This window comes from Campylobacter concisus (assembly GCF_002913745.1).
GTDB lineage: Bacteria > Campylobacterota > Campylobacteria > Campylobacterales > Campylobacteraceae > Campylobacter_A > Campylobacter_A concisus_R.
Genome location: NZ_PPCG01000070.1, coordinates 1 through 17,892, shown reverse-complemented (window position 1 = coordinate 17,892; position 17,892 = coordinate 1). Strand labels below are relative to the sequence as shown.

Here is a 17,892-nt window from a genome sequence, read left to right as displayed (position 1 = left end):
TAAACGCTTAAAATAAATTTAATATTTTTGCACTAAAATTTGCTCTTTTTTTAAAGGGAATTTATGCAGATTTTACTTCTTAGCTTCGCTCTTAGCATGGATAGCGCGGCGCTAAATATGGCAAACGGCGCAAGGTATAAAAGCCTTGCTCTTGGCAAAATTTTATTTATCGCTTTTATGCTTGGCTTTTTTCAGTTTCTCATGCCACTTCTTGGCTATTTTCTAGGCATTAGCTTTGCTAAATTTATAAGCTCCATTGATCACTTCATCGCATTTTTTATACTCTGTTTTCTTGGCTTTAAAATGCTAAAAGAGGCCTGTAGCAGCGAGGCTGGCGAGTCCTTGAGCATGGATATTAAGACCATTTTTGTGGGTGCATTTGCCACGAGTATCGACGCACTCGCCATTGGTGTCACGCTTAGTTTTGAGGCGGTTAGTATATTTGAGAGTGCGCTCATCATCGGCGTAGTATGCTTTGTACTAAGTCTAGCTGCCTTTTACATCGGTAAATTTATGGGTGAAATTTTAGAGAAAAAGGCGCTTTTTTTAGGCGGAGCGATACTTATATTTATAGGCTTTAAAATCCTCATCACCCACCTGCTAGAAGAGGGAGTGCTCTAAATTTCTATCTCTATGCCAACTGGGCAGTGGTCGCTACCAGCGATCTCTGGCAGGATAAAGGCGTCTTTTAGCCTATCTTTTAGCCCCTGCGAGATGAAGAAATAATCAATCCTCCAGCCTACGTTTTTCGCCCTTGCGTTAAAGCGGTAGCTCCACCACGAGTAAGCGTCCGTAACGTCGCCATTAACGGCTCTAAAGGTATCTATAAAGCCACTTTTTAGCACCTCATCTATCCACGCTCGCTCGATAGGCAAAAAGCCAGAAGTTTTGGCATTTGCCTTTGGATTTTTAAGATCGATCTCGCGGTGAGCGGTATTTACGTCGCCGCAAAATATCACCTCTTTTCCGCTTTTTACTAGCTCTTTGCAGTAAGCTAGAAATTTCTCGTAAAAGTCCATCTTGTAAGCTAGCCTCTCGTCGTCCTTTTGGCCGTTTGGAAAGTAGATGTTAAAAAGCACTATATCATCAAATCTATGCTCCAAAACTCGCCCCTCCGTGTCGTCAAAAAAGGCCGCTTTTTGCGTTTGCACGTCAAATTTAGCTAGGCTCATCACGCCAGAGTAGCCAGCTCTTGCGCCTGAATTTACACTGATATCTTTAAAGCCAAGGTTGTAAATTTCTTTTGGCACGTCATCCTCTTTGACCTTGATCTCTTGCAGCCCCAAAAAATCAGGCCCAACCTCATCAAGCCAGCCAAAGCCATCTTTTGCCACGACTGCGCGCAGCCCATTTACATTCCAGCTAATAAGTTTCAAATTTCATCCTTTTTTTAATTATAATTATGCCAAAAATCACAAAAAGGAAAGTTATGAGAAACCAGCCAACGTATAAATTTTTTAAAAATTTTGGCTACGCAAGAGAGGGTTTGGCTGAAATTTTTAAAAACGAAAAGAGCTTTCGCATAGAAATTTGCATATTTTTGATAGCTACGATCTCGCTATTTTTTTGGAAATTTGACCTTATTTTTAACCTATTTTTGATCTTTAGCATGGCATTTGTGCTAGTTTGTGAGTGCCTAAACTCGGGCCTAGAGCGAGTGACTGATCTTGCGAGCCCAGACTATCACGCCCTAGCAAAGGCGGCAAAGGACGCTGGAAGTGCGGCCGTGATGATCGCAAATTTCTTATGTGGCGCGCTTTGGTGCGTGGCTGTGTTCTATAAAATTTGGGGCTAGCGTGAAAGAGCAAATTTATAAAGCGCTTCTTGGCGAGAAAAAGGTAGAGATCATAAATTTACTTTGCGAGCTAAGCGATGAAAATGGCTTTATCATGCTTAAAATTTCAGAAATTTGTGAAAAGCTAAATGTGAGCAAACCAACCGTGATAAGCACGTTTAAGTTACTTGAAGAGAAGAAAATTTTTGAACGAGTAAAAAACGGAGTTTATAGATTTAAAAATTTGTAGTGGCAAGCAAACGCCTGCCACTAGTAGTTTTAGCCGATAGTCTCAGCAGCGATCATACCAAATGTCAAGCAATCAGTAATAGCCACTGATCCTAGACGGCTGGCTCCGTGAACGCCACCAGTGATCTCGCCAGCTGCATATAAATTTGGTATAGGCATAGCTGTTTGAGAGTTCATGACTTGCGCTTTTGTGTTGATATTTAGGCCACCCATTGTGTGGTGAACTTTTGGCGTGCCACGCTCTGCGTAAAATGGCGGAACCGAAATATCAATACCCTTTGTCGTAGTCGCAACAACTGGCTTGCCAAAGTCCTCATCGACGCCTTTTTTAACAAATTCATTGTATCTTGCGACCGTTTTTTTAAGCTCATCAACTGGGATCTTATACTCAGCTGCCAAGGCATCAAGTGTGTCAAATTTCTTGCAAATTCCAGCTGCGATAGCCTTTTCATAGTGGCTTGGGAGCATGTGAGTAAGGGCTCTTGAGTCGCAGAAGTTGATAGGGAAGTTTTTATCATCTTCGCCTTTTTCATGAATGACTTTAAACATCGCTTCAGTTCTTGTCCTGCGGTCAGCCAGCTCGTTCATGTAGCGTTTGCCAGTTCTTGGATCGACTGAAATTCCAAACGGAAAAGCTCCATTTACGTTAAACATCGATCCCACGCCAAAGCCTGTCTCATCGGCACATCCCCAAGGGCCGTATTGTATCCAGCTTGGCTGAACTGGATAAGCACCCGCTCTAAATGCCGCTAAAAGCGCGCCTGCTGTTGAGCCAGGTTGGTTTGTCGAGTCTGTCTCAGGTGTGATCCTTGGATCTTGAAGTCGCCTAAAAATTTTATCTCTACAAAAGCCGCCAGCTGCTAGCACAACGCCCTTTTTAGCTTTTATATATTTTGTATCGCCGCCTTTGTTTTCGACGTCATCGCTCATCAAATTGCCATCAAATTTGTAGTTTTCTCTGACGATGACACCCACAACTGCGCCCTTGTCGTCAAAGACAAAATCATCAAATTTTGTCCTTTTTTTGATCGACGCGCCTTCTAACTTTTCAAATGTCGCAGTCATAGGAAGCACGATGCCAGCGCCGCTACCGACCTCTGTTTGAAGGCTTCTTGGCACTGAGTGACCACCTGCGTGAGTGATCTGATCGATATATTTTGCACCACAATCAAGTGTGAGCTTGTAGGCATCTTGCGCTCTCTCGCCGATCTTTGCCAAAAGATCAACGTGGTTGATGCCGCGGCCTGCTTTCAAGCAGTCTTTGATAAATAGCTCGGTGCTATCTTTGATGCCAGCTTTCTTTTGCATGTCGCTATTTGGAACGGCAAAAATTCCGCCGTTGATGACAGAGTTGCCACCTGTGCGGCCCATCTTTTCGATCAAAACGACTTTGTTGCCTTTTTTGGCTGATGTGACACCAGCAGCAAGAGCCGCAAAGCCTGAGCCGATGATGACTACGTCATACTCCTCGTCCCATTTGACATCTTTTTCGTTCATTGGGCTGGCCATTAAATTTGTAGCGCCCATGCCAAGTGCCGTGGCTCCGATAGCGCTAAATTTCACAAAATCTCTTCTAGATAAACCTGAATTTTTCATGCTCTCTCTCCTTTGAAGTAAGATATTCACTAACTAGATTATACGACTTTTTTATTAAAATAGTCTAATTAGTTTTTTAAATTAAACTTTATTAAAGCTAAGTGCGATTAGAGCGTAGTTTGGTAATATTTATTGACACTATTTTTATTCAAATTTGACTTTATATTTACGCTATATAGACAATTAAAGTAAATTTAGTATAAAATTTGGAGATTTTATTTTTAAATTTACAAAAAATAAGTATTAATTAATTTTTTAGATTTTTGGGAGGATTTTCTTTTATAACTTAATAAAAAATATTAGTTTAAAGGTAGATCGGAGCAAATTTGCCCCGAAAAATTATTTAACACCAACTATGATTTGAGTTGCTTTGATGATAGCAGTTACTTTGTCACCTGCTTTTAAAGCCAAGTTTTGAACTGACTCTCTTGTGATGATAGCTGAAATTTTGCTGCCATTTGCATCAATGATAACCTCAGCATTTACAGCGCCGTCTTTTATCTCGCTAACAACGCCTTTGATTTGATTTGTTGCGCTAAGCTTGATGCTGTCGTCTTTTGAAACGATAACGCTTGAAGCTTTGAATAAAAATATAGCTTTTTTACCAACTTTAAGATCAAGAGCTTTCTCGCTATCAACTGTAATAGTTGCTTTTAGCACTTCACCACCTGCTAGTTTGCCAGCTATTAACGAATTTACCGCACCTGTTCTTACTTCTGATATCTCAACATTTAGTTGATTTCTTGCACTTAGTGACATATTTTCTCCTTATTTTTGATTTAATGTTTGGGTATTATAGAGTATTATTATTAATGCGAACTTATGATCAATTAATAAAATTTTTTAATATCACAAGTAAGGATTTATAATTTACCAAAGCCCAAAATATCGCGCTAAATTAACTAAAATCTAAAAATTTAATTTAAATTATTTTTGAAAAATATATTGAATAAATATTATTTTTTATTATAAAACAGGCAAACTAAGATCATTTCAAGATCAGATGACTTTAGATCTTAGTTTGTAGATTTTTGATTTTTAATGACTTAGTGAGAATTTATAAATTTTAGGCTTAAATGCCAGCTTCAAGCATTGCTTCTGCTTGATAGTGAGTGATAAGCGGCTCGATGATTTCGTCAAATAATCCTGCAGCCATGATCGCATCAAGACGGTAAAGCGTTAAATTTATGCGGTGATCGCTTATGCGGTTTTGCGGGTAGTTATAAGTTCTTATCCTGCCTGAGCGGTCTCCAGTGCCGACTTGACTCTTGCGCTCGCTAGTCTCTTTAGCAAGTCTCTCTTGCTCTTGCATCTCGTAAAGTCTAGCTTTTAGCACCTTCATCGCAGCTTCTTTGTTTTTGTGCTGGCTCTTGCCGTCTTGGTTTGTGACAACAAGTCCTGTTGGTATGTGCGTGATCCTAACGGCACTATCAGTTGTATTTACTGACTGACCGCCGTGGCCCGAGCTTCTCATAACATCAACTCTTATATCATTTGGGTTGATCTCGATCTCGCTGTCTTCAACCTCTGGCATGATAGCCACAGTCACAGCCGAAGTATGCACTCTGCCCTGGCTCTCAGTCTCTGGTACGCGCTGAACCCTATGCGTGCCACCTTCAAATTTTAGTCTAGAGTAAGCGCCTTTACCCTTTATAAGCACGATGATCTCTTTAAAGCCGCCAGTGTTGCCCTCACTTTGGCTAACGATCTCAAATTTATATCCACGAAGCTCCGCATATCTAATGTAAGCATTAAAAAGATCTCCAACAAATAGTGCAGCCTCGTCACCACCGGTGCCTGCGCGAATTTCTAAAAATATATTTTTATCATCGTTTGGATCTTTTGGAAGAAGTAAAATTTTGATCTCTTCTTCAAGCTTCTCTCTTGAAATTTCTAAATTTTTAAGCTCATCTTTTGCAAGCTCGCCAAGCTCAGAGTCCTCAAGTAGGGCTTTATTCTCTTCGATGTCGTTTAGAATTTGTAGATATTTTTTTGCAGCAGTTGCGACTGGTTCGATAGATGATTGCTCTTTTGAAAGCTTTGTCATCTTTTCGATATCGTTTGCCATATTTGGATCGCTCAGAAGCGTAGAAATTTCATCATAGCGATCCAAAAATGGATGAAGTTTATCAGCAAACATTAAAATTTAATAGATTAAGCAGCTTTTAGAGTATTTACTAATTGAGCAAGGCGACTAACGCGGCGAGCAGCAGTTTGTTTCTTCAAAAAGCCTCTACTTACGAAGCTGTGGATGCTTTTATTAGCAACTTTTAAAGCTTCATTTGCAGCATTTAGATCTTTAGCTTCTACAGCTACACGCACTGCTTTTGTGATATTTTTAAGTCTAGTGCGGTAAAATCTGTTTCTTTCTGTTCTTTTTATAGTTTGTCTAGCTCTTTTTTCAGCAGATTTATGGTTTGCCATAATATACCTTTTTTGATAATTTTAGTCCGTGATTATATGAAAAATATATTTAATTGTAACTGAATTTAAGTCTGCTTTAAAACAAATAAAATTTTAGATTTTAAATTTGATAATTTCTGATAAAATAGCACCATTTTATAATAAAAAGGATAAATTGATGAAACTTTTTGGAACAGACGGAGTTCGTGGTAAGGCTGGCGAAAAGCTTTCAGCTCAAACATCTATGCGCCTTGCAATGGCAGCTGGAATTTATTTCAGAAAGACCTCAGCGACAAATGTGATTTTGGTTGGAAAAGATACTAGAAAAAGCGGCTATATGATAGAGACTGCCATCGTTGCAGGGCTAACTGCAGTTGGCTACAATGTCCTTCAAATAGGCCCTATGCCAACGCCTGCGATCGCATTTTTAACAGAAAATATGCGCTGTGACGCTGGCATAATGATAAGCGCCTCACACAACCCATACTACGATAACGGCATCAAATTTTTTGATAGCTTTGGCAACAAGCTTGATGAGACGATAGAGGCCGAGATAGAAAAAATCTTCTACGATGACGAGCTCATCGCAAACGCCCAAAAGACGATGACAGAGATCGGCGCAAACAAGAGGATCGACGATGTTATCGGCAGATATATCGTGCAGATCAAAAATTCATTCCCAAAAGAGCTAAATTTAAAGAATTTACGGGTAGTTTTAGACGTGGCAAACGGAGCTGCTTACAAGGTCGCACCAACTGTATTTAGCGAGCTTGGAGCCGACGTCATCGTCATAAACGACGAGCCAAATGGTAGCAACATCAACCAAAACTGTGGCGCACTTCACCCAGAAGATCTAGTAAGCGAGGTAAAAAGGCTTCGTGCTGACATCGGCTTTGCATTTGACGGCGATGCTGATAGACTTGTCGTTGTCGATGAAAACGGCGAAGTTGTGCATGGAGATGCGATACTTGGCTCACTTGCAGCATTTTTACACGAGCAAAAGGCACTAAAAGGTGGAGCTATCGTGGCTACAGTAATGAGTAACGCCGCACTTGATGACTATCTAAAAGCTCACAAGATCAAGCTACTTCGCTCAAACGTAGGCGATAAATACGTGCTTGAGATGATGAAAGAAAATGGCATAAATTTTGGCGGAGAGCAAAGCGGTCATGTCATATTTAACGACTACGCCAAGACTGGCGACGGCCTTGTTACTTCGATGCAAGTCGTTGCGATGATGCTTAAAAAAGGCAAAAAAGCTAGTGAAATTTTTGGCGAGCTAAAGCCGTATCCACAAATTTTACTAAATTTAAAGATCACAGAGAAAAAGCCGCTTGATAAGATAGAGGGGCTAAAAGAGCTTGAGGCTAGCCTTGCAAAAGAGGGCATAAGATCGCTCTTTAGATACTCTGGCACTGAAAATTTGATCAGACTTTTGCTCGAGGGTAAAAATCAAACTTTAGTTGAAAAACGCATGGATGAAGTTGAGAAATTTTTTATAAAAGCCCTAAATGCGTAAAAATTTGATTAAATTTTTCATCGCATTTTTTCTCATTTTTATCGTTGATCAAGCGATAAAAATGATATTTATAGATGGTTTTTCGTGGGAGGGCGAGTTTTTTTCGCTAGTTCTTACATATAACAAGGGCGTTGCATTTTCGATGTTTGCCTTTTTAGATGAGTGGCTTAAATTTATCCAGATCGCCCTCATTTTAGGCGTTTTTGTCTATCTAGTCGTTGAAAAAAAGCTGCTTTGCTCGCATGCCATTTGGCTTGGAGCTTTGCTAGGAGCTGGCAGCTCAAATATCACAGATAGATTTATCCATGGCGGCGTCGTGGATTACGTCTTTTGGCACAAGTGGTTTAACTTTGCGGTCTTTAACTTCGCTGATGTGATGATCGATCTTTGCGTCGTGATGATACTTTGGCAAAGTTTTAGAAAAAGGAGAGAGAGTGGGAAATAATATCTACGTCGCATACGCGCTTTGGCTACTTACTGGCTGGCTTGGAGTGCATAGAATTTACCTTGGTAAATTTATCACTGGCTTTTTGATGATGGGGTTATTTTTTATCGGTTACTCTTTGCAAATCATCCTCATTGGCTACTTATTTTTGGCTATTTGGGGCATTTGGTGGATTATCGATGCATTTTTGGTTGGCGCTTATGTTGAAAAAAATTTACAAAAAGTCGAGCTAAAAGAGAGACTAAAACTAAAAGATAAAGAAGATGACTTAAAAAGGCTTTACGAGCTTTTTGAGAGTGGTGCGATCAGCAAGGCTGAATTTGAAGCTAGAAAAGAGATACTTTTTAGATAAGGAGACGTTATGGCAGAATATTATCTTTACTTAAAATACCTCCACTATTTGTTTTTCATCTCGTGGATGGCAGTGCTGTTTTATCAGCCAAGGCTCTACGTTTATCACGTAGAAAATATGGACAAGCCAGACTTTGTAAAAGTGGTTGAGGTGATGGAGTACAAGATGTATCACTACATCGGCTGGGTAGCGCTCATTGGCTCATTTGTCACTGGTATATTGATACTTATCGCGATGCCTGATCTTATAAAAACTGGTCACATCCACGTCAAAATTTTAGTTGTCATCTTAATGGCTATCTATCACCTAGACCTTGGACGCTACATGAAGCAGCTCAAAGAAAAACGCTGTAACAAAAGTGGCATCTTCTTTAGAGCTTACAACGAAGTGCCAACTATCGCGATGCTCATCATCATCTGGGTAATGATAGTAAATCCATTTTAAAGGAAATTGATGAAGAAATTTTTAGCATTTATCGCTTTGCCAGCGCTCTTGCTCGCAGCAACTCAGTATTTTGAGCCGATGCAGATAAAATTTGACAACAGACTCTACTCGCTAGCAGGCTCAGCCAAGCCTGTGCCAAATTTATTCACGCAGGAGTATTTGCTCCCTGGCGAGAAGATAGATAGTTTTAGCTACATGCTCTCGCTAAATACCCTTAAATTTGACGCTACGCCAGAGCAAGCGGTCGAGCAAAAGATAAATGATCTAAAAGAGCTAAAAGCAAAAGGGCTAAAAGTGGCTTATAAAAAGGGCTCGCTCGCAAATGAAATTTATCTTGATATAACGATATTTTCAAACCTAAATGGCACTCCAACAGCCGAGCACTCGATATATCGCTACACCAAACAAGGCGGAAATTTAGTCCTTTTTACCATCCAAAGGCGTGCTTATAAAAAAGAGGGCATTCAAAGATTTGCTACAAATTTCACGATCGAGTCGCAAGATTTTAGCAAAAAAGCCCTAGCCACACCTTTTCCCCAAATCATCAGCAAATAAAGAAATTTGAGTGTAAATTTAGCCTTTGCACTCAAATTTTAAAACCAGACTTAACAAATTTATCTAAAAATAAAACGAATAGTTATATGATAAGAAAAACTCAAAAAGGATAGCCTATGATACATAAAATTCTTATCGCAAATCGTGGTGAGATAGCAGTTAGGATAGTCAGAGCTTGTAGGGATTTACACATCCAAAGCGTAGGAATTTACACAGCGCCAGACAGCGAGTGCTTGCATGTAAGGATCGCTGATGAGGCCTATCAAGTGGGCGAAGATCCGATCAAGGGCTATCTTGACGCCAAAGCTATCGTAAAGCTTGCAAAAGAGTGCGGAGCTGACGCGATACACCCAGGATACGGCTTTTTAAGCGAAAACTACGAATTTGCAAAGGCAGTTGAGGACGCTGGGCTTATCTTCATCGGTCCAAAGGCTGAAGTCATCAAGAAAATGGGCGATAAAAACATCGCTAGATATCTGATGAAGAAAAACGGCATACCGATAGTGCCAGGCACTGAAAAGCTAAATGATGAGAGCATGGACGCCATAAAAGAGCACGCTAGACGCATCGGCTATCCAGTCATCTTAAAAGCAAGCGGTGGTGGTGGTGGTCGCGGCATCAGGGAGGTTTGGCAAGAAGAGGATATGCAAGATGCCTTTGAGTCATGCACCAGAGAGGCTAAGGCGTATTTTAACAACGACGAAGTTTTTATGGAGAAGCTTGTCGTCAATCCTCGCCACATCGAGTTTCAAATTTTAGGCGATAACTACGGCAACATCATCCACCTTTGCGAGCGTGACTGCTCTATCCAAAGGCGTCACCAAAAGATCATCGAGATCGCACCTTGCCCATCAATCAGTGAAAATTTAAGAAAGATCATGGGTGTGACCGCAGTGGCTGCTGCAAAGGCTGTAGGCTACTCAAACGTAGGAACTATCGAGTTTTTGCTAGATGACTACAACAACTTTTACTTCATGGAGATGAACACTCGTATCCAAGTGGAGCACGGCATCACTGAAGAGATCACAGGCCACGACCTAGTCGTTAGGCAGATAAGGATCGCAGCGGGCGAAATTTTAGAGATCGAGCAAAGCGACATCAAGCCGCGCGGCTACGCGATAGAAGCAAGGATCACGGCTGAGAATGTCTGGGAGAATTTCATCCCAGCACCAGGCACGATCGAGGGCTACTACCCAGCTCTTGGCCCATCTGTGCGCGTCGATAGCCACGTCTATAAGGACTACACCATACCGCCATTTTACGACTCACTCATCGCAAAACTGATCGTCAAAGCAACCGACTACGATCTTGCTGTAAATAAGCTTGAAAGAGCACTTGAAGAATTTACCATCGAGGGCGTGCGAACGATCATCCCATTTTTGCTAACGATCAGCAAAAGTAAGGAATTTAGAAGGGGATTTTTCGATACTAGCTACGTTGAGAAAAACTTAAAAACTATCCTTGAAAACACCTACGACGATATGAACAAAGAGCCAAATGACGACCTAGAAGAGGTCATCGTAGAGGCGATAAAAAGATATAAAAAGAAGAGATAATTTTATCTCTATTGCGGCTTTGGCGATAAATTTCGCCAAGGCTAAATTTCCGCGCAAACTGCGTAAATTTTAGCTCCGTCATTTGCCACAGCGTAGAGCCTGCCACCGCTTACTAGCATGATCTGATCTGCGCTAAGGCTAAATTTCTCAAACTCTATCTCTTTTAATAGCAAGCCATCTTTAGCGCTTATCAAAACTGGCTTGTTTTTGCGGTTTGCGAGCAAAATTTGACCATCAACCCAAACAAAATGCTCCGTGCCGCTGGTTTTAAACTTAAATATCACCTCGCCACTTTTTGCATCCACGGCGTATAGATCTCCGCCCTTGCCAGCGGTGCCAAAGTAAAGCACTCCATCACGCAGGCAAACTAGCGTATAAAGATATGCGCCAAGCTTTAGTCGCCAGATGCTCTTGCCTATCCTTGCGCCCTGCTCTTTGGGCGGCAAATTAGTGTTTAAATTTTCATCTTTTGCCGCACTTTTGAACTCTGCGCTGTCCAAAATTTCTTTGCACTCCATCATAAATGGCGAGCTCATCCGCACGCAAAAACCATCAAATTCATACGTTTTAGCGTCGTTATATATCTCTTTTACAGGCTTTAGCAACGCCGAGCTCGCTCATCAGCCCATCGCTTATCTTTATAAGCTTTGCTGGGGAGTTTATGTAGCCCTTGTAGTATCTAGTATTTAGCACGAAGTAGCCATTTTCTGGGTAGTAACGCGCATTGCTAGCTATAAAAATTTCGCTTTGTTTATAGGTAAGCGTTGATCTTTTATGCTCGCTAAAGTCGCGTGAAAATGTATCTAGTAGCACGTAGTTTGGCGTTAGTTTTTGAGCTATCTCTAGCTCGTTAGGCACCCCAAAAGCAAAATGCACAAATGCAATGCGCTCACCCATCTCGTAAATGCCGGTTACGCCGTGCCCGCGAAACTCCACGCCAGGCATATCAAGAGGATATGATCTAACCACGCTAGCTCCTTAAATTTATGGCGATTATAACCCAAATTTAAAAGCGCGCTTGGTTAAATTTGACAAATTTAGCAAATTTAAGGAGCGATATGTTTTTAAAATTAGACGAGATCGCTAGAAAACTAGATCAAATTTTCTTGCCACTAGAGCAAGAGGGCATAACTGGTATGAGACTTTTGCCGCAAAAGGACGCTTCGGCGCTTATGCAAGCACAAAAGAGCCTTGGTGTAAATTTCCCAGCCAAATTTGCAAAGCTTTTAAGCAAATTTGAGCTTGGCAATTTTGAAATTTGCAATGTCAGTTTTGGCTCCAGAGACGACTACGCAAGCGAGCTAGTGCGCCTAAACAGCGTAGATGAGTTTGGCGGCAAATGGTGGAGTGGCGAGGCTCGCCCAGCAAATTTGATAGTTTTTGCCGTGGGCGATCCGTGGATATTTTTGCTTGATTGCACGAGTGGTGCGGTATATGCGTGGCTACTTGAAGATGAGGAGCTTTGCAGCAGGCGCGTTGCAAGCGACTTTGAAAAATTTTTCGTAGCGCTTGCCAGCACCTATATAGCAAGACTAAACGGCGAAGCCATGCCATCAGCCCAGCAAATACTAAATTTTGTCCAAGCAGACGACACAGCACTTGATTTTTGGCAAGAGATGGCGCAAATTTAGTAAATTTTATAAATTTATCCTAGCAATCAAAGCAAAAACCACTTTTTATAAATTTAGTTTCGATATGTAACACTCATTGCCCAAAATAAAAATATTAAAATATATTTAAATAAAAATTTTTTCTAGCCGAGCTAATATTTAACTACAAAAAAAGGAAAAAGGAGCAAAAATGAGCGAGTACATCGAACAAACGATGGAGTGGATAAAGAAGACCAACCCAGGTCAAGGTGTCTTTGTCCAAGCTGCGACTGAGGTTTTAAACAGCCTAGAGCCGCTTATCAAAAGAGAGAGCAAGTACCAAAAACACGCGATCCTAGAGCGCATCGTCATCCCTGAGCGCACGGTGATCTTTCGCGTGACATACACAGGCGACGATGGCAGACCAAAGGTAAATAACGGCTACCGCGTGCAATTTAACTCAGCTGTTGGCCCATACAAGGGCGGTCTAAGGCTCCACCCAAGCGTCGATCTTGGCGTGCTAAAATTTCTTGGATTTGAGCAAATTTTCAAAAACTCGCTCACTGGCGTAAATATCGGCGGCGCAAAAGGCGGCAGTACCTTTGACCCAAAGGGCAAGAGCGAGGGCGAGATAATGCGCTTTTGCCAAGCATTTATGAGCGAGCTATATCGCCACATCGGCAACACCGTGGATGTGCCAGCAGGCGACATCGGCGTTGGCGCTAGAGAGATCGGCTATATGTTTGGCCAGTATAAAAAGCTAACTGGCAGATTTGATGGTATCCTAACTGGCAAGGGGCTAAACTGGGGCGGCAGTCTAGCGCGCACAGAGGCTACTGGATACGGACTAGTATATTTCACTCAAAACATGCTAAAAAAAGCTGGTCTATCGCTTGAGGGCAAAAAATGCAGCATCAGCGGTAGCGGAAATGTCGCCATCTACACAGTCGAAAAGCTCTATCAAGCAGGCGCACTGCCTATCACAGTTTCTGACTCAAACGGATATGTCTATGATGCTGAGGGCATCGATCTAGCAGTGCTTAAAGAGCTAAAAGAAGTGAAGCGCACTCGCCTTAGCGAATACACCAAATTTAGACCAAATGCAAAATATGTAAGCGTGAGCGAATATAAAGAGGGTAGAAACGGCGTCTGGGATGTGCCATGCGACGGAGCCTTCCCGTGTGCGACACAAAACGAGCTTCACCTAGCTGACATAAAAGTGCTTTACGCAAATGGCTGCCGCTTCGTGGCTGAGGGCGCAAACATGCCAAGCACGCTTGATGCGATAAATTTCATGCTTGCACAAAAAGACTTTCACTTTGCTCCAGCAAAAGCAGCAAACGCTGGCGGCGTAGGAACAAGTGGTCTTGAGATGATGCAAAATGCTGGCATGACTTCGTGGAGCTTCGAGGAGGTCGATCGCAGACTTCATGGCATCATGAACCACATCTTTGAACTAAGCTACGAAACAAGTAAAGAGTTTGGCGATGAGGGCAACTTGGTGCTTGGCTCAAATATCGCTGGCTTTAGAAAAGTGGCTGATGCGATGATAGATCAAGGATATGTGTAGGCCAATTTGGCTCTGTAAATTTACGTCCAAGCTAAATTTGGACGTAAATTAATATGGGGTTGGCTGGGGTTTTAGCTAAAATAGAATTTGCCTTTTGCACGGCAAATTTTACTAGCAGGCTATCAAATTTACGCTGCTTTGAAGCATTTTATGCGGTTTGTATAGAGTGTTTTTTGACAAATTTTTGCTGGCGTGGCAGATATAAATTTGAAGCTTGGCTAAATTTTTTACTAGGGTGGCGAGCAGATCACTATTTTTAGAGCTTTTAGTATAAATTTTGTCAAAACAGCCGATATGGCGGCAAATGGTGGAGTGGCGAGGTTTGAGCAGTAAAATTGAAAGTTTTTGCCGTGGAGCATCCTGTTGATATTTTGCTTGATTGCACGAATGGTGCGGTCTATGCGTGACTACTTGGTAATAAGAAGCTTTGTAGCAGGTGTGTCGCAAACGAGGAATTTTTATAGCACTTGCAACTTCGACATACAAAATCTTACCAGAAAGCGAGCAAAACCTAAAATTTCACAAGCAGATATCAAAGCACTTTTTTGACAAGAAACGGCTTATGAAATTTAGTAAATTTAGGCTTAGCTCAGCTAAATTCTCCTTTATAAATTTAAACTACAAACAAGCGAATTTCTTACTAAATTTAGCCTAAAAACTCGCACACGCACCATAAATTTATAAACTCACAAGAAGTTCAATTTTACTCTACTAGATAGCATTTGCTTGGTCAAATTTCAGCAAAGCACTCACGTAAGAGGCAGCAAAAAAGTGGGATAAATTTTGGTAAGCGAAAATTGAAATTTACTGCATTTAACCCACAAATAAGCAAATTTCTAATCAATTTTAGTCACCACATAAAAAGTATTATTAAAACAATATTTCTCTTGCCAAATTTAGCTAGATATTAGGCGAAAATTAGCTTAAAACACTCACGCAAGCGCTAAAAATTTGTAAGCTCAAAAGGACTTTTCAAATTTGCTCCAACAAGTTGGCTTTACCAAGTCAAATTTCAACAAAGCAACCCACGAAAGCGATAGCAAATGATTAAATTTTGCTAAATTTAAGCTACAAATAATCAAGTTTCTTACCAAATTTAGCCTGTAATTAGACAAAATTTGGTTTAAAACATTCTCACAAGTACTTAAATTTACAAACTCACAAGAAAATCAATTTGTCTGGATTATTTTTAGCACAACGTCTATACAAGTGATGCCAAAGTATTAAACCCCAGCAATTAAAAATCAAAATTTACTAAATTTAAGCCGCGTCTAAATTCATACTACAAAATTTAATCACAAGCCACATCAACCACAAACGCCATTGCGTAAATTTAGAAAATATAAAAATGATAGAATTTTTGAAAATAGTTATTTATGAGTTTTTGTATTAAAAATTTAATGAAAAAGAGCAAGTCCTAGCCTGCTCTTTGTGAAAATTTAACCCTTTTTTGGAGTTACAAGCATATTTACATAACGACCTTCTATTATAGGCTCTTTGTCGCGGTCAGCTTCATCTTTGATCATCTCCCAGACCTTCTCAAGCATAGCTACTCCAGCTTCTGGGGTGCTCATCTCGCGACCCTTTAAAAATACACGAAATTTAACGTGTTTGCCATCTTGCAAAAACTCGCTTGCGTGTTTAACCTTGTAGTTTATATCGTTTTGGGCGATCTTGACAGAGAGTTTTATCTCTTTTATCTCGATGGTTTTTTGCTTTTTCTTGGCCTCTTTTTGCTTTTTCTCTTGCTGATAGCGGAATTTACCATAGTCCATTATCTTGCAAACTGGCGGCTTCGCATCTGGCGCTATAAGCACTAGATCAAGCCCAAGCTTATTTGAGATCTCTAAAGCCTCATCTCTTGAGATGACACCGTATGCCGTGCCATCATCCCCTACACATCTTACCTCTCTCGCCCTTATGTCCTCATTGAGCAATACTTCATTTTCCTTACTCAAAAATGTACCTCACTAAGTTTCTCCTTCGTTAAATTTATAAATTCCGCCAAGCTCATATCGCTCTGCGTCCTAGCCTGCCTGTCGCGCAACGCAACGCTCTTGTTCGCTACTTCGTTGTCTCCTAGCACGACTATCATAGGCACCCTTTGTTTTTCTGCCGTTCTTATTCTCTTATTTAAACTCTCATTTTTACTTGCGATCTCGCTATCGACGTTGATCTTTCTTAGCTCGCGTGAAATTTCTTTTGCGTAGTCTAAATGCGCGTCGCTAATAGGCACGATGACGACTTGTGTAGGAGCTATGAAAAATGGTAGCTCGCCAGCAGTGTGCTCAAGTAAAATTCCTATAAATCTCTCAAAACTACCAAGCAGTGCTCTGTGAAGCATTACAGGGCGCTGTCTTTCGTTATTTGCGTCGATGTAACCTAGATCAAAGCGCTCTGGCAAGTTAAAATCGACTTGTATCGTGCCGCACTGCCACTTTCTCTTAAGTGCATCAGTGATCTTAATGTCGATTTTTGGTCCATAAAATGCGCCGCCGCCCTCGTCGATGCCGTATTTAAAGCCATTTTCATCAAGAGCTTCTTTTAGTGCTTTTGTAGCAGTTTCCCAAATTTCATCGCCACCTATCGCTTTGGCTGGTTTGGTTGATATCTCCATCTCATAGTGGAAGCCAAAATTCTCCATTATCTTGCCAGCAAATTTTAAAATTTCTAAGATATTTTCTTTGATCTGGCTTGGCATACAAAAGATATGTGAGTCATCTTGTGCAAATTCTCTAACCCTGAAAAGTCCGTGAAGCACGCCGCTTTTTTCATGGCGGTGCACGACGCCATACTCGAAAAATTTAAGCGGTAAGTCGCGGTAAGAGCGGATATCGCTTTGATAAACTTTGATGTGACCAACGCAGTTCATCGGCTTGATGCCATACTCTGTCTCATCGATCGTTGTAAAGTACATATTTTCTTTGTAGTTTGCGTAGTGGCCGCTTCTTCTCCACACGTCAGCCTTTAAAAGCTCAGGACCTCGCACTGGCTCGTAGCCACGGTCTCTGTGAGCTTTGTATAAGAGCTGCTCTAGTTTTGATCTCAAGCGTCCGCCATTTGGCAGCCAGATAGGCAAACCGCCGCCCACTTCTTCATCAAATGTAAATAGCTTCATCTCGACGCCAAGCTTTCTGTGATCGCGCTTTTTAGCCTCTTCGATGATGCGGATGTGCTCTTTTAGGCTCTCTTTGTCTGCATAAGCTGTGCCGTAAATTCTAGTTAGCATCTCACGGTTCTCATCGCCGCCAAGATATGCCCCAGCCACGCGTGTAAGCTTGAAGAATTTTAAAAATTTAGTATTTGGCACGTGTGGTCCGCGGCAAAGGTCCTCAAAATCGCCTTGCGCGTAGCTGCTCACTTCGCCATCTGGAATTCTTTTTAAGACCTCTTGTTTTAGATCGTCGTTTTTAAATTTCTCACTCATATTAGCTTTAGTTGAGCAGGTTTTAACGATGTCAAATTTCTTCTCAGCAAGTTCTTTCATCTTATCTTCGATCGCTGCTAGATCGCTCTCACCTAGCTTCGTGCCCTCATCATCAACTCTAAAATCATAATAAAATCCATCTTCTACGTTTGGTCCGACAAAGAATTTCGCCTTTGGATAGAGTGATTTGATAGCTTGTGCCATGAGGTGCGCACAGGAGTGTCTGATAACGTGTAGTGCCTCTTTTGAGTTGTCAAAATAGATAGGCTCAGCACTACTCTCACGCCCTGCGATACTTTGAGTATCGACTATTTCGCCATTTAGTTTGTATGCGATGATATCGCTCATTGTTTTTCCTTATATCAAATTGTCTTTTTTACGATAAAAGAACGATTAAGGATTTTATCGAAATG

The 17,892-nt window shown here is 41.1% G+C and carries 22 protein-coding genes; 13 read left to right on the top strand and 9 right to left on the bottom strand.

The window, feature by feature from the left end; genetic code table 11:
* Window positions 1-63 precede the first annotated feature (63 nt).
* Window positions 64-621 carry a manganese efflux pump MntP family protein gene (locus CYO90_RS08390; protein WP_103579168.1) on the top strand — a complete coding sequence of 186 codons (558 nt, stop codon included), beginning with the start codon at window positions 64-66 and terminating at the stop codon, window positions 619-621.
* Here the strand turns inward: CYO90_RS08390 and CYO90_RS08385 are convergent.
* Entirely contained in the window at window positions 618-1,376 is a 759-nt protein-coding gene (locus CYO90_RS08385; RefSeq protein ID WP_103579167.1) for an exodeoxyribonuclease III, read from the bottom strand. The two genes, CYO90_RS08390 and CYO90_RS08385, sit on opposite strands and share 4 nt — an antisense overlap.
* 53 nt (window positions 1,377-1,429) lie before the next feature.
* Between CYO90_RS08385 and CYO90_RS08380 the strand changes: the two genes are divergently transcribed.
* Entirely contained in the window at window positions 1,430-1,795 is a 366-nt protein-coding gene (locus CYO90_RS08380) for a diacylglycerol kinase (protein WP_103579166.1), read from the top strand.
* A 1-nt stretch (window position 1,796) separates the two neighbouring features.
* Entirely contained in the window at window positions 1,797-2,024 is a 228-nt protein-coding gene (locus CYO90_RS08375; protein ID WP_021092590.1) for a winged helix-turn-helix domain-containing protein, read from the top strand.
* 29 nt (window positions 2,025-2,053) lie between these two features.
* On the opposite strand, the gene CYO90_RS08370 is transcribed toward CYO90_RS08375, so the two are convergent.
* The 4 genes from CYO90_RS08370 to rpsT all read right to left on the bottom strand — a co-directional run bounded on the left by CYO90_RS08370 (window position 2,054) and on the right by rpsT (window position 6,043).
* Window positions 2,054-3,619 carry a flavocytochrome c gene (locus CYO90_RS08370; protein WP_103579165.1) on the bottom strand — a complete coding sequence of 522 codons (1,566 nt, stop codon included), beginning with the start codon at window positions 3,617-3,619 and terminating at the stop codon, window positions 2,054-2,056.
* Window positions 3,620-3,958: 339 nt separating this feature from the next.
* On the bottom strand, window positions 3,959-4,378 hold the full coding sequence (locus CYO90_RS08365; protein ID WP_021086663.1) for a TOBE domain-containing protein: 420 nt from the start codon (window positions 4,376-4,378) through the stop codon (window positions 3,959-3,961).
* Window positions 4,379-4,691: 313 nt separating this feature from the next.
* Window positions 4,692-5,759: a peptide chain release factor 1 gene (gene prfA / locus CYO90_RS08360; RefSeq protein WP_103579164.1), complete on the bottom strand. Its 1,068-nt coding sequence runs from the start codon at window positions 5,757-5,759 to the stop codon at window positions 4,692-4,694.
* A gap of 14 nt (window positions 5,760-5,773) precedes the next feature.
* Window positions 5,774-6,043, bottom strand: coding sequence for a 30S ribosomal protein S20 (rpsT, locus tag CYO90_RS08355; RefSeq protein ID WP_004317319.1), 270 nt, complete (start codon window positions 6,041-6,043; stop codon window positions 5,774-5,776).
* A 157-nt stretch (window positions 6,044-6,200) separates the two neighbouring features.
* On the opposite strand from rpsT, the gene glmM reads away from it, so the two are divergent.
* The 6 genes from glmM (at window position 6,201) to CYO90_RS08325 (ending at window position 10,893) form a co-directional block, all read left to right on the top strand.
* Window positions 6,201-7,541: a phosphoglucosamine mutase gene (glmM, locus tag CYO90_RS08350; RefSeq protein WP_103579163.1), complete on the top strand. Its 1,341-nt coding sequence runs from the start codon at window positions 6,201-6,203 to the stop codon at window positions 7,539-7,541.
* Window positions 7,534-7,986, top strand: a complete 453-nt coding sequence (gene lspA, locus CYO90_RS08345; protein WP_103579162.1) for a signal peptidase II — start codon at window positions 7,534-7,536, stop codon at window positions 7,984-7,986. Before glmM ends, lspA begins: the two co-directional genes overlap by 8 nt.
* Entirely contained in the window at window positions 7,976-8,338 is a 363-nt protein-coding gene (locus CYO90_RS08340) for an NINE protein (RefSeq protein WP_103579161.1), read from the top strand. The genes lspA and CYO90_RS08340 overlap by 11 nt, the downstream gene beginning before the upstream one ends.
* 9 nt (window positions 8,339-8,347) lie before the next feature.
* The gene (locus tag CYO90_RS08335; RefSeq protein WP_004317437.1) at window positions 8,348-8,782 is read left to right on the top strand and encodes a CopD family protein; all 435 of its coding nucleotides are present in this window, start codon (window positions 8,348-8,350) and stop codon (window positions 8,780-8,782) included.
* 9 nt (window positions 8,783-8,791) lie between these two features.
* Window positions 8,792-9,337, top strand: coding sequence for a hypothetical protein (locus CYO90_RS08330; protein WP_021088832.1), 546 nt, complete (start codon window positions 8,792-8,794; stop codon window positions 9,335-9,337).
* Between the two features lie 116 nt (window positions 9,338-9,453).
* The gene (locus CYO90_RS08325) at window positions 9,454-10,893 is read left to right on the top strand and encodes an acetyl-CoA carboxylase subunit A (RefSeq protein ID WP_004317286.1); all 1,440 of its coding nucleotides are present in this window, start codon (window positions 9,454-9,456) and stop codon (window positions 10,891-10,893) included.
* A gap of 41 nt (window positions 10,894-10,934) precedes the next feature.
* Here the strand turns inward: CYO90_RS08325 and CYO90_RS10585 are convergent, their stop codons facing one another.
* Window positions 10,935-11,498: a PQQ-binding-like beta-propeller repeat protein gene (locus CYO90_RS10585; RefSeq protein ID WP_234400584.1), complete on the bottom strand. Its 564-nt coding sequence runs from the start codon at window positions 11,496-11,498 to the stop codon at window positions 10,935-10,937.
* Window positions 11,470-11,862: a hypothetical protein gene (locus CYO90_RS10580; RefSeq protein WP_234400585.1), complete on the bottom strand. Its 393-nt coding sequence runs from the start codon at window positions 11,860-11,862 to the stop codon at window positions 11,470-11,472. The genes CYO90_RS10585 and CYO90_RS10580 overlap by 29 nt, the downstream gene beginning before the upstream one ends.
* 89 nt (window positions 11,863-11,951) lie before the next feature.
* Here CYO90_RS10580 and CYO90_RS08315 point away from each other — a divergent pair, with 89 nt between their 5' ends.
* From CYO90_RS08315 to CYO90_RS10110, 4 genes are all read left to right on the top strand, one after another.
* Window positions 11,952-12,524: an SMI1/KNR4 family protein gene (locus CYO90_RS08315; protein WP_103579160.1), complete on the top strand. Its 573-nt coding sequence runs from the start codon at window positions 11,952-11,954 to the stop codon at window positions 12,522-12,524.
* A gap of 169 nt (window positions 12,525-12,693) precedes the next feature.
* Entirely contained in the window at window positions 12,694-14,052 is a 1,359-nt protein-coding gene (gdhA, locus tag CYO90_RS08310) for an NADP-specific glutamate dehydrogenase (RefSeq protein ID WP_103579159.1), read from the top strand.
* Between the two features lie 59 nt (window positions 14,053-14,111).
* Complete coding sequence (locus CYO90_RS08305; protein WP_141090552.1) at window positions 14,112-14,312, top strand: hypothetical protein; 201 nt, start codon at window positions 14,112-14,114, stop codon at window positions 14,310-14,312.
* Window positions 14,313-14,488: 176 nt separating this feature from the next.
* Window positions 14,489-14,707, top strand: a complete 219-nt coding sequence (locus CYO90_RS10110) for a hypothetical protein (RefSeq protein ID WP_141090551.1) — start codon at window positions 14,489-14,491, stop codon at window positions 14,705-14,707.
* Between the two features lie 784 nt (window positions 14,708-15,491).
* Here CYO90_RS10110 and infC read toward each other — a convergent pair.
* Window positions 15,492-16,010 (bottom strand): translation initiation factor IF-3, encoded by a 519-nt coding sequence (gene infC / locus CYO90_RS08300; protein WP_009295104.1) that lies wholly within the window; start codon window positions 16,008-16,010, stop codon window positions 15,492-15,494.
* A complete protein-coding gene (thrS, locus tag CYO90_RS08295) occupies window positions 16,007-17,827 on the bottom strand; it encodes a threonine--tRNA ligase (protein WP_103579157.1) in 1,821 nt (606 codons plus the stop codon). Before thrS ends, infC begins: the two co-directional genes overlap by 4 nt.
* Window positions 17,828-17,892: the final 65 nt, after the last annotated feature.